General features: G+C 72.0%; 15 protein-coding genes. 9 read left to right on the top strand and 6 right to left on the bottom strand.

What is annotated here, in order from left to right:
• Positions 1–88: 88 nt before the first annotated feature.
• Entirely contained in the window at positions 89–1,081 is a 993-nt protein-coding gene (locus HCU73_RS11485) for a glutathione S-transferase family protein (RefSeq protein ID WP_168623596.1), read from the bottom strand.
• A 98-nt stretch (positions 1,082–1,179) separates the two neighbouring features.
• On the bottom strand, positions 1,180–1,728 hold the full coding sequence (locus HCU73_RS11490) for a CGNR zinc finger domain-containing protein (protein WP_168623597.1): 549 nt from the start codon (positions 1,726–1,728) through the stop codon (positions 1,180–1,182).
• A gap of 165 nt (positions 1,729–1,893) precedes the next feature.
• Between HCU73_RS11490 and HCU73_RS11495 the strand changes: the two genes are divergently transcribed.
• The 4 genes from HCU73_RS11495 to HCU73_RS11510 all read left to right on the top strand — a co-directional run bounded on the left by HCU73_RS11495 (position 1,894) and on the right by HCU73_RS11510 (position 5,324).
• Positions 1,894–2,259: a hypothetical protein gene (locus tag HCU73_RS11495; RefSeq protein WP_239025538.1), complete on the top strand. Its 366-nt coding sequence runs from the start codon at positions 1,894–1,896 to the stop codon at positions 2,257–2,259.
• Between the two features lie 143 nt (positions 2,260–2,402).
• Positions 2,403–3,404, top strand: coding sequence for an N-acetyltransferase DgcN (gene dgcN / locus HCU73_RS11500; RefSeq protein ID WP_168623598.1), 1,002 nt, complete (start codon positions 2,403–2,405; stop codon positions 3,402–3,404).
• Positions 3,401–4,363 carry an N-acetyl-D-Glu racemase DgcA gene (dgcA, locus tag HCU73_RS11505; protein ID WP_168623599.1) on the top strand — a complete coding sequence of 321 codons (963 nt, stop codon included), beginning with the start codon at positions 3,401–3,403 and terminating at the stop codon, positions 4,361–4,363. Before dgcN ends, dgcA begins: the two co-directional genes overlap by 4 nt.
• Before the next feature lie 106 nt (positions 4,364–4,469).
• Positions 4,470–5,324 (top strand): D-amino-acid transaminase, encoded by an 855-nt coding sequence (locus HCU73_RS11510; protein WP_168623600.1) that lies wholly within the window; start codon positions 4,470–4,472, stop codon positions 5,322–5,324.
• A gap of 7 nt (positions 5,325–5,331) precedes the next feature.
• On the opposite strand, the gene HCU73_RS11515 is transcribed toward HCU73_RS11510, so the two are convergent.
• Positions 5,332–5,859 carry a hypothetical protein gene (locus HCU73_RS11515; RefSeq protein ID WP_168623601.1) on the bottom strand — a complete coding sequence of 176 codons (528 nt, stop codon included), beginning with the start codon at positions 5,857–5,859 and terminating at the stop codon, positions 5,332–5,334.
• A 207-nt stretch (positions 5,860–6,066) separates the two neighbouring features.
• Complete coding sequence (locus HCU73_RS11520; RefSeq protein ID WP_168623602.1) at positions 6,067–7,752, bottom strand: DUF6504 family protein; 1,686 nt, start codon at positions 7,750–7,752, stop codon at positions 6,067–6,069.
• A 93-nt stretch (positions 7,753–7,845) separates the two neighbouring features.
• On the opposite strand from HCU73_RS11520, the gene HCU73_RS11525 reads away from it, so the two are divergent.
• Entirely contained in the window at positions 7,846–8,412 is a 567-nt protein-coding gene (locus HCU73_RS11525; protein WP_168623603.1) for an MOSC domain-containing protein, read from the top strand.
• On the opposite strand, the gene HCU73_RS11530 is transcribed toward HCU73_RS11525, so the two are convergent.
• On the bottom strand, positions 8,311–8,598 hold the full coding sequence (locus HCU73_RS11530; RefSeq protein ID WP_168623604.1) for a YggT family protein: 288 nt from the start codon (positions 8,596–8,598) through the stop codon (positions 8,311–8,313). The two genes, HCU73_RS11525 and HCU73_RS11530, sit on opposite strands and share 102 nt — an antisense overlap.
• Positions 8,599–8,865: 267 nt before the next feature.
• Between HCU73_RS11530 and HCU73_RS11535 the strand changes: the two genes are divergently transcribed.
• The 4 genes from HCU73_RS11535 to HCU73_RS11550 are packed head-to-tail and all read left to right on the top strand — an operon-like array spanning position 8,866 to position 12,650.
• Positions 8,866–9,414 carry an acyl-CoA thioesterase gene (locus HCU73_RS11535; RefSeq protein WP_168623605.1) on the top strand — a complete coding sequence of 183 codons (549 nt, stop codon included), beginning with the start codon at positions 8,866–8,868 and terminating at the stop codon, positions 9,412–9,414.
• A gap of 34 nt (positions 9,415–9,448) precedes the next feature.
• Positions 9,449–10,846 (top strand): MFS transporter, encoded by a 1,398-nt coding sequence (locus tag HCU73_RS11540; RefSeq protein ID WP_210730603.1) that lies wholly within the window; start codon positions 9,449–9,451, stop codon positions 10,844–10,846.
• Complete coding sequence (gene mepA, locus HCU73_RS11545) at positions 10,843–11,772, top strand: penicillin-insensitive murein endopeptidase (protein WP_168623606.1); 930 nt, start codon at positions 10,843–10,845, stop codon at positions 11,770–11,772. The genes HCU73_RS11540 and mepA overlap by 4 nt, the downstream gene beginning before the upstream one ends.
• Positions 11,769–12,650, top strand: a complete 882-nt coding sequence (locus HCU73_RS11550; protein ID WP_168623607.1) for an esterase-like activity of phytase family protein — start codon at positions 11,769–11,771, stop codon at positions 12,648–12,650. Before mepA ends, HCU73_RS11550 begins: the two co-directional genes overlap by 4 nt.
• On the opposite strand, the gene HCU73_RS11555 is transcribed toward HCU73_RS11550, so the two are convergent.
• Positions 12,647–13,486, bottom strand: a complete 840-nt coding sequence (locus HCU73_RS11555) for an LOG family protein (protein ID WP_168623608.1) — start codon at positions 13,484–13,486, stop codon at positions 12,647–12,649. The two genes, HCU73_RS11550 and HCU73_RS11555, sit on opposite strands and share 4 nt — an antisense overlap.
• Between the last annotated feature and the right edge of the window lie 76 nt (positions 13,487–13,562).

Raw genomic sequence — 13,562 nt, forward strand, 5'->3', positions numbered from 1 at the left:
GTTGGTTCCCTTTAGGGGGCCAGACTAACAAGGCTGTGCAATCCCGCAAGCTCGGCGGACGGTGGGGAAACCCCGCGCCTGACCGGCCTCAGGCCGTCTTGAGACGCTCGCGCCCGTGCGGTTCGGTCCAGTCGATGACCGGGTTGATCGGGATGATCCGGTGCGGATTGATGCTGTCGTGGCTGTAGTGGTAGTGCCGCACGATGTGGTCCAGGTGCACCGTGTCGGCGACGCCGGCCCACTGGTACAGCTCGCGCGCATAGGCCCAGAGGTTGGGATAGTCGATCAGCCGCCGCCGGTTGCACTTGAAGTGCAGGTGGTAGACCGCGTCGAAGCGCACCAGCGTGGTGAACAGGCGCCAGTCGGCTTCGGTCACGCGGTCGCCGGCGAGGTAGCGGTTGGTCGACAGGATGTCTTCGACCCAGTCGAGCGCGTCGAACAGCGCGTGGACGGCTTCGTCATAGGCGGCCTGCGTGATGGCGAAGCCGGATTTGTAGACGCCGTTGTTGATCTCGTCGTAGACGCGGGCGTTGATGGCGTCGATGCGGTCCCGCAGGGGCTCGGGGTAGTAATCGTCTGTGTTGCCGGTGATGCCGTTGAAGGACGTGTTGAACATCCGGATGATCTCGGAGCTTTCGTTGGACACGATCGTCTCGCGCTCCTTGTCCCACAGGATCGGCACGGTGACCCGTGTCGTCGCGCCGGGCTGCGCCTTGAGGTAGATGTCGCGCGCGAAGGGCAGGCCGTAGAGCCGGTCGCCGGTGGCCCCGTCGAAATCGGTGTCGAAGGTCCAGCCCTCGCCCAGCATGTCGGGATGCACGACCGACACGTCGATGTGATCCGTGAGCCCCTTCAGCGCGCGGAAGATCATCGTGCGGTTGGCCCAGGGGCAGGCATGGCTGACATAGAGGTGATAGCGGCCGCTTTCGGCCCTGAAGCCTCCCTCGCCCGTCGGACCGGCGCTGCCGTCCGGGGTGATCCAGTTGCGGAACTGCGACTCGGCGCGCTTGAAGGCCCCGTTCGACATCTCGTCGGGTTCATACCAGCGGTCGTGCCACTCGCCGTCGATCAGCAGGCCCATGTTGCACCCTCCATGTTCATTCCCTCCATAGCTATGGGATCGGCGGCGGTGACTTAACCGGTCTGACCGCAGGGCCGCCCCCGCAGGAGCGCACAGGTTCAACCCGTGGCCCGCTGCCGGGCGCGGAAGGTCTCGACCTTGGCGCGGTTGCCGCAGCGCGCCATGGAGCACCAGCGCCGTCCCTGCCCGCGCCCGTGGTCGAGGAACAGGTGGGTGCAGCGCCGGCATTCCCTCAGCCGGTCGAGGTCGGGGCGTCGGAGCAGGTCGAACAGCGCCAGCGCCAGCCGGTCGTGGATGCCGCCGAGCGGGCCGGGCGCGATCTCCATGCCGCCGGGCCGCAGGGCGAACGCCGCGTCCTGCAGGGCCGATTTCGTCGCTGCCTCGAGGCTCAGCGCCTCCTCCCGGCCGGGCCGGCGCCCTGCGGCCAGCGCCGAAAGCACCGCGTAGGCCACCTCGCGCAGCCCGATCAGCGCGGCGGTCTGCCCCGCCCCCGGCGCCGGCGTCCCGCGCGGCACAAGCCCCGCCGCCACCAGCATCGCGACCAGCCCCGCGCCATCGGCAAAGGCGTTCTGGCGACGGGTCTTGCCGTCATCCGTCACGCTGTTGACGAAGCGCAGGATCGGCGGGTCGGGGTCTGCGGGGGCCATGCGGGCGTGCCTCGGGCAGCGTGTGTAACCACCAACATGCCTGTTTCCGGTTCATCCGTCCAGCGCGGGTCCGCCCCTGTGGCCGCGCCGCGACGGATGCAGGTGCAGCATATTCAAATCATTGACCGAATCTCCGTTAGGTCCATTTATCCACATCAGGAGCCCATGGAGGACCCCGCGATGTCGAGCTTCCTGCCCCAGTCGGTCCGTGACGAGCTGGCCGCCGCGCAAAAGACCGCCCGCCGCCGCCGCGCGACGCGGGTGGTGCATGTGGGCGACGAGGCCTACCCGATCCTCGAGATGAGCGACCGCGGTTTTTCCGTCGATGCCGAGGACGCGCCGCGGCTGCGCGGGCTGATCGACATCTACGACGGGCCCCGGCACCTGTATCAGGCGCTGATCGTGGCCTCGGAACAGGCGGGTGACGTGATGCGCTACGAGTTCAAGCGCAACACGGCCGCCCATGCGCAGGCCCCGGTTGACTTTGAGGTGCCCGAGGGGCGGCCGGCGGGCTTCCTGCCGCCTGCCTGACCGGCGCGCGATTTTCGCGCAAGTGGGCGATCTGCTGCACGAATCTCCGACATGCCCCGCCGGATCGCGCGAAACTTGCGACCTCCCTGCGGCGATGGCGCGGTATCCTTCGCGGGTCGAATCCCGAAGCCGGAGTGCCCGCCATGATCGAGACCCCCTATCTTCTGTTCCTTGGCGATGCGCCCGACCAGCTGGCCGCCAAGGTGGCGCAGGGCATCCGCGACTGGCGCCCGGCCAATGCCGTCGGCCAGTTCCGCATGGAGGGCTGCAAGGCCGACGTGAAGCTGCCCGACATGGACCTTGCCGCCGCCAAGGCCGCGGGGGCGAAGACGCTGGTGATCGGCGTCGCCAACCGCGGCGGCGTGATCTCGGCGGCGTGGAAGAAGGTGCTGGTGCAGGCGCTCGAGGAGGGTTTCGACCTCGCGTCCGGCCTGCACAACCTGCTGCGCGACGAGGAGGACCTCGCCGCCGTCGCCCGCGCCACCGGGCGCAAGCTGCACGACGTGCGGGTGCCGTCGGTGAAATACCCCATCGCCAACGGCGTGAAGCGGACGGGCAAGCGCTGTCTTGCCGTCGGCACCGACTGCTCGGTCGGCAAGATGTACACCTCGCTCGCCATGGACGCCGAGATGAAGGCGCGCGGGCTCAAGTCGTCGTTCCGCGCCACCGGGCAGACCGGCATCCTGATCACCGGCGGCGGCGTGCCGCTGGACGCCGTGATCGCCGATTTCATGGCCGGCTCCATCGAGTGGCTGACGCCCGACAACGACGCCGACCACTGGGACCATATCGAGGGGCAGGGCAGCCTGTTCCACGTCTCCTATTCCGGGGTCACGCTGGCGCTGATCCACGGCGGCCAGCCCGACGCGCTGATCCTGTCGCACGAGCCGACCCGCGCCCACATGCGCGGGCTGCCGGGCTACGACCTGCCCTCGCTCGAGGCGCTGCGCGACACCGCCCTGCCGCTGGCGCGCATTGCCAACCCGGCCTGCCAGGTGGTGGGCGTGTCGATCAACACCTCGGGCATGGGCGAGGACGAGGCGCTGTCCTATCTCGAGTCGGTCGAGAAACGCATGGGCCTGCCCACCGCCGACCCATTCCGGCAGGGCGCCGGGCGGCTGGTCGACGCGCTGGACGCGCTATGATCTCGGTCACGCCCGACACCTTCCGGCTGGCCGAGGCCTTCACCATCAGCCGCGGCTCGCGCACCGAGGCGCGGGTGCTGACCGTCCGGGTGATCCGCGACGGCGTGACGGGCCGGGGCGAATGCGTGCCCTACGCCCGCTACGGCGAGACGCTGGACAGCGTGACCGCCGAGATCGAGGCCCTGCCGCCCGGCATCTCGCGGCAGGACCTGCAGGATGCGCTGCCCGCCGGGGCCGCGCGCAACGCAGTCGACTGCGCGCTGTGGGACTGGCACGCCAAGCACGAGGGCTGCCCGGTGCACAAGCTGGCCGGCCTGCCCGCGCCGCGCCCGGTGGTGTCCGCCTATACCCTGTCGCTCGACACGCCCGAGCGGATGCAGGCCGCCGCCGCCCGCCATGCGCACCGGCCGCTCCTGAAGATCAAGCTCGGCACGCCCGACGACATGCCCCGGCTGGAGGCCGTGCGCGCCGGCGCGCCCGGGGCCCGCATCATCGTGGACGCCAACGAGGGCTGGACGGCCGAGGTGTATTCCGACCTCGCCCCGCATCTGTTGCGCCTCGGCGTCGAGATGGTGGAACAGCCGCTGCCGGCGGGCGCCGATGACCTGCTGGCCGAGATCGACCGCCCGCTGCCGGTGTGTGCCGACGAATCCTGCCATGACCGCGCCAGCCTGCCGGGGCTGCGCGGGAAATACGACATGGTGAACATCAAGCTCGACAAGACCGGCGGTCTGACCGAGGCGCTGGCGCTGAAGGCGCAGGCCGAGGCCGAGGGCTATGGCGTGATGGTGGGCTGCATGGTCGGATCCTCGCTGGCCATGGCGCCCGCGGTGCTGGTGGCGCAGGGCGCGGCCATCGTCGATCTCGACGGGCCGCTCCTGCTGGCCGAGGACCGCGAGGACGCGCTGCGCTTCGAGGGGTCGGTCCTGCACCCGCCGCTGCCGGCGCTCTGGGGCTGAGGCGGGCGCCGCCGCCGCCTCGGCTGACACGGCCGGCCAGTCGCGCTTGACCTCGGGGCGGAACGGGCGGAAACAGCATCCGGTCCAGTCGCAAGGAGCACCGCGCATGTCCCGCACCGTCTATGTCAACGGCGAGTATCTTCCCGAGGAAGAGGCCAAGGTCTCGGTCTTCGACCGCGGTTTCCTGTTCGCCGACGGCGTCTACGAGGTGACGAGCGTGCTGGGCGGCAAGCTGATCGACTTCGCGGGCCACGCCAAGCGCCTCAAGCGGTCGCTGGACGAGCTGCAGATGGCGAACCCGGTGACCGAGGAGGAGCTGCTGGAGATCCACCGCCAGCTGGTGGCCCGCAACGGCATCGAAGAGGGGCTGGTCTACCTCCAGATCACCCGCGGCGCGGCCGACCGCGACTTCGCCTTCCCCAAGGACGCGACGCCCACCATCGTCCTGTTCACGCAGGCCAAGCCGGGCCTCGCCGACAGCCCGATGGCCAAGACGGGCATGAAGGTCATTTCCATCGAGGACCAGCGCTGGGGCCGCCGCGACATCAAGACGGTGCAGCTGCTGTATCCCTCCATGGGCAAGATGATGGCCAAGGCCGCCGGCTGCGACGACGCCTGGATGGTCGAGGACGGCGCGGTGACCGAGGGCACCTCGAACAACGCCTACATCGTGAAGGGCAAGACCATCGTCACCCGGCACCTCGGCACCGAGATCCTGCACGGGATCACGCGGGCCGCGGTGCTGCGCTTTGCCCGCGAGGCGCAGATGACGGTGGAGGAACGGCCCTTCACCGTCGACGAAGCCAAGGCGGCGGACGAGGCCTTCATCACCTCGGCCTCGGCCTTCGTCATGCCGGTGGTGGAGATCGACGGGCAGGCCATCGGCGCCGGCGCGCCGGGCCCGGTGACGGCGCGGCTGCGCGAGATCTACCTCGACGAGATGCGCAAGGCGGCGGTCTGACGGCGGGTCAGGCCGCGGTCCGCAGGCCGATCACGAGGCCCTCGGTGCTGTGAAGCCCGGGCAGGCGCACGTAGACGTCGCCGTCGATCAGAACCTCCACGCCCTCCGGCCCCAGCCGGGTCGTCACCGCATGGGGCGGGGCGTCGGCGTCGGTTTCGTCACCGCCGGGGATTTCCAGCGTCAGGGTGTCGGTGCCGGTGTCGAAGCCGGTGACGACGGCGGGGTCGTCGGCCCCGCCCATCGCCGAGTAGACGGTGACGGCGCTGTCGGGAGTGCCGGCCGGCTCCGGCTCCGGCTCCGGGTCGGCCCCGTCATCGTCAGGGCCAAACGCGATCGCGGCGTCGCCGGACGGGTCGGCGCCCCCGGCCGGTGCGGTCTCCATCGCGGCGGCGATCATGTCGGGGGCCTCGGCCCCGGGCGGGATGGCCGCGGGGGCGGGGTCGGGCGCGGGGGCATCGTCGTCGCCGGCAAGGCCGTCGAGCAGCAGCGTCAGGCCAAGCCCGACGACCAGGAGGGACAGAAGACCGATCGCCATGTCGTCACCCCGTGCCATGCTGGGCCCCGGTGCGCGGACGACATCCTGTCGCCGCCGAATCCCTGGTCGCACCGGGACGAACCGCGCCAGAATAGCCGAGGCGCCGGCGCCCCGGATAGGGGAAAAATCACGTATTTATAAAGGCTTCGCGCAACAGTCCGGGTGCATGTCCTGGCTTTGTCGGCGGCCGGGGAACGATGCCCGGGCTCAGCCGAAATCGCCCTGCGCGAACCAGCCGCCCGAGACCGCCCCGCCATGGGCGTAGAACAGCCACAGCCGCTGGCCCCCGGTGGTGACCACGCGCCAGTAGTCGCGCACGCCCGAGCGCCAGTTCGGGTCGTCGAGCCACCATTCCGGCGCCAGGCGCTCGGGGCCCTGGGCGGCGCGGGTCTCGAAGTCGCGCCCGCGCCAGCGGAACCGGGCTGGCACGTCGGGCATGTCGGGGGCGCCGACCGGCTCGGGGCGGAACAGGGTCAGGGGGCGGGGCCGCGTGGGGGCGGGCCAGCCGGTGGCGGGCGCGGTCCAGGCGGCGGCCTGGGTGGCCGAGGTCTTTTCGGGGATGTGGCTGTCGGCGGGATGTTCGCGGGTTATCCGCTCCAGCCCGGTGCGCGTGCCGATCCTGGCGACCAGGTCGTCCAGCGCCTGCGCCGCGCTGCGGTCGGCGCGGGCCTCGGCGGCCACCGCCCAGCCGCCCTTGTGCTCGGTGGCGTGCAGCGGCTCGGTCAGGGGCGCGACGAGGCGCAGCGTGTCGATGCCGAAGCCCGCGTCGAGGCCGCCGAGCTTCAGCTCGAACAGGGGGCGCAGGCTGTCGGGGCGGTCGGCGGGGCGGGCGAGGCCGATCTCGATGCGCTCGGTGCCGCCCTCGGCGCGGGTCAGTTCCAGCCGAAGCCTCCGCGCCCCGCGCCCGCGGGCGCGGAGCTTGTCGCAGAGCACGGGCAGCAGGCGGTCGAGCCCGGCGAGGATGTCGTCCTGCAGGCCGATGGGCTCCGGCAGGCTGAGGCGGACGGCGAAGTGCAGCGGCGCGCCGGCGGGCGAGATCGGCTCGGGTTCGACGCCGAGTGCCTGGTCCAGCCGGCGCACGAGGTCCTGCCCGAAGCGCCGCGCGAGGCCGGCCCGGGGCATGCCCCAGAGATCGCCGATGCGGCGGAGGCCCAGCCTTGCGAGCCCCGCGGCGGTGTCGGGCGTCACGCGCAGCGCGGCGATAGGCAGCGGGGCCAGCGACTGCCGCACGCCGCCCGGCGGCGCGATGCGGGCGACGGCCCCCGGCGCGGCGGCGGGTTCGGGCGCGGGGCCGCCCTTGACCCAGTGGCGCTTGCCGGCGCGGGAGCGGGTGGCGCGGGCCTCCTGGTCGATGGCGTCGCCGGTCGGGCCGCGGGCTATCCCGCCGCCGCCGGCGTAGCGCGCGAGCGCCCAGGCCGCCCCCGCGGTGTCGGCGATGCCGGCGCGCACGGTCAGGCCGAGATCGGCGCAATCCTGCTGCACCTGCGCGAAGAGCGCCGCCTCGCCGCCGAAGAGATGCGCGCAGCCGGTGAGGTCGATCAGCAGCGCCTCCGGCCCTTCCTCGGCGACCCAGGGGCTGAACTTGCCGGCCCAGCGGCGCAGCGCCGACAGGGTCTGCGCCTCGCGGTCGGGGTCGGCGGGGCGGGTGACGAGGTCGGGGCAGAGCGTGATCGCCTCGGTCAGCGCCTGCCCACGCGACAGGCCCCGCGCGCTGGCGGCGGCGGTGAGCGAGGCGAGCTGGCGCAGGTTGCCGGTCTCGGTCACGACGGCGAGCGGCACCTCGGCCAGCGCGGGCTCGGCGCGCAGCAGGCGTTCGGCCGCCAGCCGCGGGAACCACAGCGACAGGATGCGCCGGGTCACGGGCCGGGCGGGGCGGGGGTCGGGGGCGGACATGGGCGCGGGCAGCTCGGCATGTTCACTATATGTTCTCATTTCTAGGGCAGGAGGGGGTGGGAGTCGAGTCCGCGTCGTGGCAGGGTCGGGCGCATGGAGCGGATGGCGGACCTGATCGCGCGGCAGGCGCAGGACGGGCGGCTCGACTGGATCGGGCTGCGCCCCGCGCGGTTGGCCGTGCCTGTGGCGGTGGAAGCCGTGGAGGTGACGGCGGCGGGTCTGTCCGGCGACCACGCAAGGCCCGGGCCGCGGGCGGTGACGCTGCTGCAGGCGGAACACCTGGTCGTCATCGGCGCCTTCCTCGGGCGCGGGCCGGTGGCGCCCGGGGTGCTGCGGCGCAACCTCGTGGTGGCGGGGCTGAACCTGTCGGCGCTGCGCGGGCGGCGGCTGGCGGTCGGGTCTGCGGTGTTGCGCGTGACCGGCCCCTGCGCGCCCTGTTCGCGGATGGAGGCCGCGCTAGGCCCCGGCGGCTATTCGGCGCTGCGCGGGCACGGCGGCTGGTGCGCCGAGGTGCTGCTGCCCGGGCGGATCGCGCGGGGCGACGCGGTCAGGCCGCTGTCAGAGGAAGGCGGCGACGTTGTTGCGCAGGACGATTTCCAGCGCGTAGAGGCCGAGGATCACGACCAGCGGCGCCAGGTCGAGCCCCCCCATCGCCGGTAGCCGACGGCGGATCGGGCCGTAGATGGGCTCCACCATCCGGTTCAGACCGTCCCACAGCTGCGCGACGATCGGCTGGCGCAGGTTCAGGACGCCGAAGTTGATCAGCCAGCTCATGATGATGTGGGCGAGGATGATGAAGAACGCCACGTCGATCAGCAGCATCAGGATCTGGAAGAGCGAGGTCATCGGCGCGGGCATCCCTTGTGGCGTGTTTCTGCGAGATAGTCGGGCGGGGGGGCAGGTGCAAGCGGGGGTCTCCGCTGAGGGGGCGGTCTGCGGTGGCTGGCCCCCGGGGCTCTGCCCCGGACCCCGGAGTATTTTCTCAAGCAAAGATGAGGGGGGGCGGCGCGTTAACCTTGATGAAGGGTTGATGCTGGGGGGCAGACGGTCGGGGCCGGGTGTGACGCGACGGCGGGCTTGACCTGCGGCGCGGGGCGCGCTTCCTGCCGGCGAATGTACCCGTTCCTCCGCTTCGCCGCCGTCACCCTCTCCGAACGCCGCAAGCCGCGGCTGGGGTTGTTCGACACCCATGTGCTGCCGATGCGCTGCCTGCCGAACGATCTCGACGGGTTCCTCGAGATGAACAACGGCCGCATCCTGACGCTGTTCGACCTCGGGCGCTTTGCCATGGCGATCCGGGTGGGGCTGTGGGACGTGCTGCAGCGCGAGCGCTGGGGGCTGGTCGTGGCCGGCTCCTCGGTGCGTTACCGGGCGCGGATCACGGGGTTCCAGCGTTTCGAGATGCGGACGCGGCTGGTGGGCTGGGACGCGCGGTTCTTCTACATCGAGCAGGCGATGTGGCGCGGCGAGACCTGCTGCAACCACGCGCTGCTGCGCACCGGCGTGACCGAGAAGGGCCGCCTTGCCCCGGTCGAGGCGGTGGCGCGCGCGATGGACCATCCCGACCCCTCGCCGGCGCTGCCCGGGTGGGTACACGCCTGGGCCAACGCCGACGCGGAGCGCCCGTGGCCGCCGATGCAGGACGGGGCATCAAGCCGGTAGACAAATCGGGGGCCGATGGCGGATGGTGCGCGCCATGAGCGTGACCAGCCCCGACCCGTCCCTGCTGTCCCCCCACGCGGCGCGCCGCCGCATCTGGGGCTGGTGGGCCTTCGACTGGGCGAGCCAGCCCTATTTCACCCTGTGCCTGACCTTCGTCTTCGGCCCGTATTTCGCCGCCGTGGCGACCGAGACCTTCATGGCCCAGGGCCTGACCGAGCAGGTCGCCGACGCGCAGGCCCAGAGCCTGTGGTCGCTGGGCCAGACCGTTTCGGGCATCCTGATCGCGCTGTGTGCGCCGATCCTGGGCGCCTTCGCCGACAACACCGGGCGGCGGATGCCGTGGATCGTGCTGTTCTCGGCCTTCTACGTCGTCGGCGCCTTTTCGCTGTGGTGGATGGTGCCCGACGGATCCTTCCTCGTCGGCGCGCTGATCGCCTTCGGCATCGGCCTGATCGGGGCCGAGTTCACCACGATCTTCACCAATTCCATGCTGCCCGAGCTGGGCGACGACGGCGCCATCGGGCGGCTGTCGGGCACCGGCTTTGCCTGGGGCTACGCGGGCGGCGTACTGGCCCTGTTCCTGATGCTGATCTTCTTTGCCGAGGGCGAGAGCGGGCGCACCTTCGTCGGGCTGGAGCCGGCGCTGGGCCTCGACCCCGAGGCGCGGGAGGGCACGCGCTTTGTCGGGCCGTTCACGGCGGTCTGGTACGTCGTGTTCATGATCCCCTTCTTCCTCTGGGTGCGCGAGCCGCGGCGGCGGCCGACGCACCCGAGCTTCGGCGGTGCGCTGGGCGATCTCTGGGCCACGGTGAAAAGCCTGCCGCGGCGGCCCAGCCTGTTCGCCTATCTCGGATCGTCGATGTTCTACCGCGATGCGCTGAACGCGCTTTACGGCTTCGGCGGCACCTACGCGGTGCTGGTGCTGAACTGGTCGATCACGCAGGTCGGCATCTTCGGCATCGTCGGCGCAGTGACCTCGGCCATCGCCACCTGGATCGGCGGCAAGGTCGACAGCGCGGTGGGGCCGAAGCCGGTGATCATCGGCTCGATCGTGACCCTGATCGCGGTCTGCGCGCTGGTGCTGGGCATGACCCGCGAGACCCTGTGGGGGATCGCGCTGGCGCCCGGCTCGTCGCTGCCGGACATCGCCTTCTACGTCTGCGGCGCCATCATCGGGGGCGCGGGCGGCGTGCTGCAGTCGGCGTCGCGCACGATGATGTGCCGCCATGCGCCGCCGGCGCGGCCGACCGAGGCCTTCGGGCTCTACGCCCTGTCGGGCAAGGCCACGGCCTTCCTCGGGCCCGCGCTGATCGGGCTGACGACCTGGGTGACGGAAAGCGCCCGGCTCGGGATGCTGCCGCTGATCGGGTTGTTCACGATCGGGCTGGTTCTGCTCCTGTGGGTCCGGGCCGAAGGGGAGGGGCGGCCATGACCCTGCGGTCCAGACTGGGCACCGGCCTGCGCCTTGCCGCCCTGAGCCTCCTGGCGGCCTGCACCCCCTCGGGTGGCGGCGGCGGCGGCGACCGTGGCCTGCCGCCCCTCGACGCCACCATCTCGGGGCAGGAGGCGCGGCTCCTGTTCGGGGCCGAGGCGGGGCCGTCCACGGGCACGGCCGAGGCCATCGGCTTCTATTCCCGCGGCTGCCTCGCGGGCGCGCAGGAACTGCCCGAGACCGGGCCGACGTGGCAGGCGATGCGGCTCAGCCGCAACCGCAACTGGGGGCACCCGGAGCTGGTCGACTACGTGCAGGACCTGTCGCGGCGTGTCGCGGCCGAGACCTCGTGGACGGGGCTTTACGTGGGCGACATGCAGCAGCCGCGCGGCGGGCCGATGCTGACGGGGCACGCCAGCCACCAGTCGGGCCTCGATGTCGACATCTGGATGCTGCCGCCGGGCCGCCTCAACCTGAGCGAGGCCGAGCGCGAGAGCCTGTCGTCGATCTCCACCCGCTCGGCGGGCGGCGCGCGGGTGGGGGAGAACTGGACGGCCGAGCACATGGAGGTGATGCGCCTCGCCGCCTCCGACCCGCGGGTGGAGCGGATCTTCGTCTTTGCCGGCGCCAAGGTCTGGATGTGCGACAACGCCACCGGCGACCGGTCCTGGCTGCGCGCGATCCGGCCCGCGGCGGGGCACCACTACCATTTCCACGTCCGGCTCAGCTGCCCGGCGGGCTCGCCCGACTGCGAGGCGCAGGACCCGGTGCCGCCCGGCGACGGCTGCGACGAGGCGCGGGCCGCCGCCGCGGCGATCCTCAACCCCCCGCCGCCCGACCCGGACTACGTGCCGCCGCCGCCGCGGGGGCCGCTGACGCTGGCCGACCTGCCGCGGCAATGCGTGGGGCTGCTCAGCCCGTTGTGAGACGGCTGTTTCCCTTCCTGCTGGTCGCGGTGCTGGCCGCGCCGCCGCTCGGGGCCGACCCCGGGGCCCGGTTCCTCGGGGCGATCCGTCTTGACGCGGCCGGGCTGGAGTGGCTGGGCGGGTTCTCGGCCATCGAGATGGACGCCGATGGCGCCGCGGCGGTGATCCTGTCCGACCGCGGGCGCCTGTTCCCGGTGCAGCTGACCCGCGACGACGGGCGCATCGCCGCTGTGGCGGTGGGCGCCGGGGCGCTGCTGACCGACGCCGAGGGCCTGCGCCCGCCGGCGCGGGGGGCGATGGATTCCGAGGGGCTGGCGCGGCTGCCGGACGGGCGGCTGGCGTTGTCCTTCGAGGGCGACATGCGGGTGGCCGTGCACGGGCCGGACGGGCGCGAGACCTGGCGCGCGGCGCCGCCGGCGGGGTCCGGCGCGCTGCCGGGCAACGGCGCCTACGAGGCACTGGCCGCCGACGATCGCGGGCGGCTCTACACGCTGGCCGAGGATCCGCCGGGCGACGGGCCGGTGCCGCTCTACCGGCGGGCGACGCGGCGGTGGCAGGAGATCGGGGCCCTGCCCCGCAGCGGCGGGTTCCGGCCGGTGGGCCTGGATTTCGACGACCGCGGGCGGCTTTACCTGCTCGAGCGGCGCTTTTCGCTCCTGGGCGGCTTTGCGGCGCGGCTGACGCGGTTCGAGATGGTCGACGACCGGCTCGGGCCCGGCACGCTGATGTTCGAGACCACGCCGGGGCGGCACGGCAACCTCGAGGGCGTCAGCCTGTGGCGCACGGCGGACGGGACGCTGGTGGCGGCGCTGGTGTCTGACGACAACTTCAGCCCGCTCCTGCCGTCCGAGATCGTGGAATACGCGTTGCCGGACTAGCGCCCGGGGATGTCGCCGCGCTTGCCCGTGTAGGTCCAGCCGTCGATCACGGCGAGCGCGTCCTCGGCCGTCTCGACGAAGCGGAACAGGTCAAGGTCCTCGCGGGCGATGGTGCCGGCCTCGGCCAGCGCCTCCCAGTTCACGATGCGGCGCCAGAACTCCTCGCCGAACAGCAGGAGGGGCACCTGCTCCATGCGGCCGGTCTGGATCAGCGTGATGCTCTCGAACAGCTCGTCCAGCGTGCCGAAGCCGCCGGGGAACACGGCGATGGCCTTGGCGCGCAACAGGAAATGCATCTTGCGGATGCCGAAGTAGTGGAAGTTGAAGCAGAGCTCGGGCGTGACGTAGCCGTTCGGCACCTGCTCGTGGGGCAGCACGATGTTGAGGCCGATGGAACAGCCGCCCGCCTCGGCGGCGCCGCGGTTGCCGGCCTCCATCACGCCCGGGCCGCCGCCGGTGACGATGACGTTCTCGGTGCAGTTGGTGGCGACCGAGCGCTCGGTGATGGCGCGGGCGAAGCGGCGGGCCTCGTCGTAGTAGCGGCTCATCCCGGCCAGCGCGGGGCTGCGGGCCTTGTCCTTCGCCTCGGGGCTGGGGATGCGCGCGCCGCCGAACAGGACGACGGTGGAGCGGATGCCGCGGGCGTCGAGCTCCAGCGTGGGCTTCAGGAGCTCCAGCTGCAGGCGCACCGGGCGCAGCTCGTCGCGCAGGAGAAACTCGGGGTCGGCGAAGGCGAGGCGATAGGCCGGGGAGCGCGCCTGCGGCGTGTCGGGCAGGTGGCGTGCGAATTCGGTGTCCTGATGCGCGTCGCGGAACGGTTTGCGTTCGTCCTTCATGGCGGAGGGCTTCCTGCTTTGGTCCCGGGCTTGGTGACAGGAATGCCGCGCGATGTCCAATCACGTCGCTTGCGAC

Source organism: Roseicyclus persicicus, from assembly GCF_012395815.1.
Classification (GTDB): domain Bacteria; phylum Pseudomonadota; class Alphaproteobacteria; order Rhodobacterales; family Rhodobacteraceae; genus Roseicyclus; species Roseicyclus persicicus.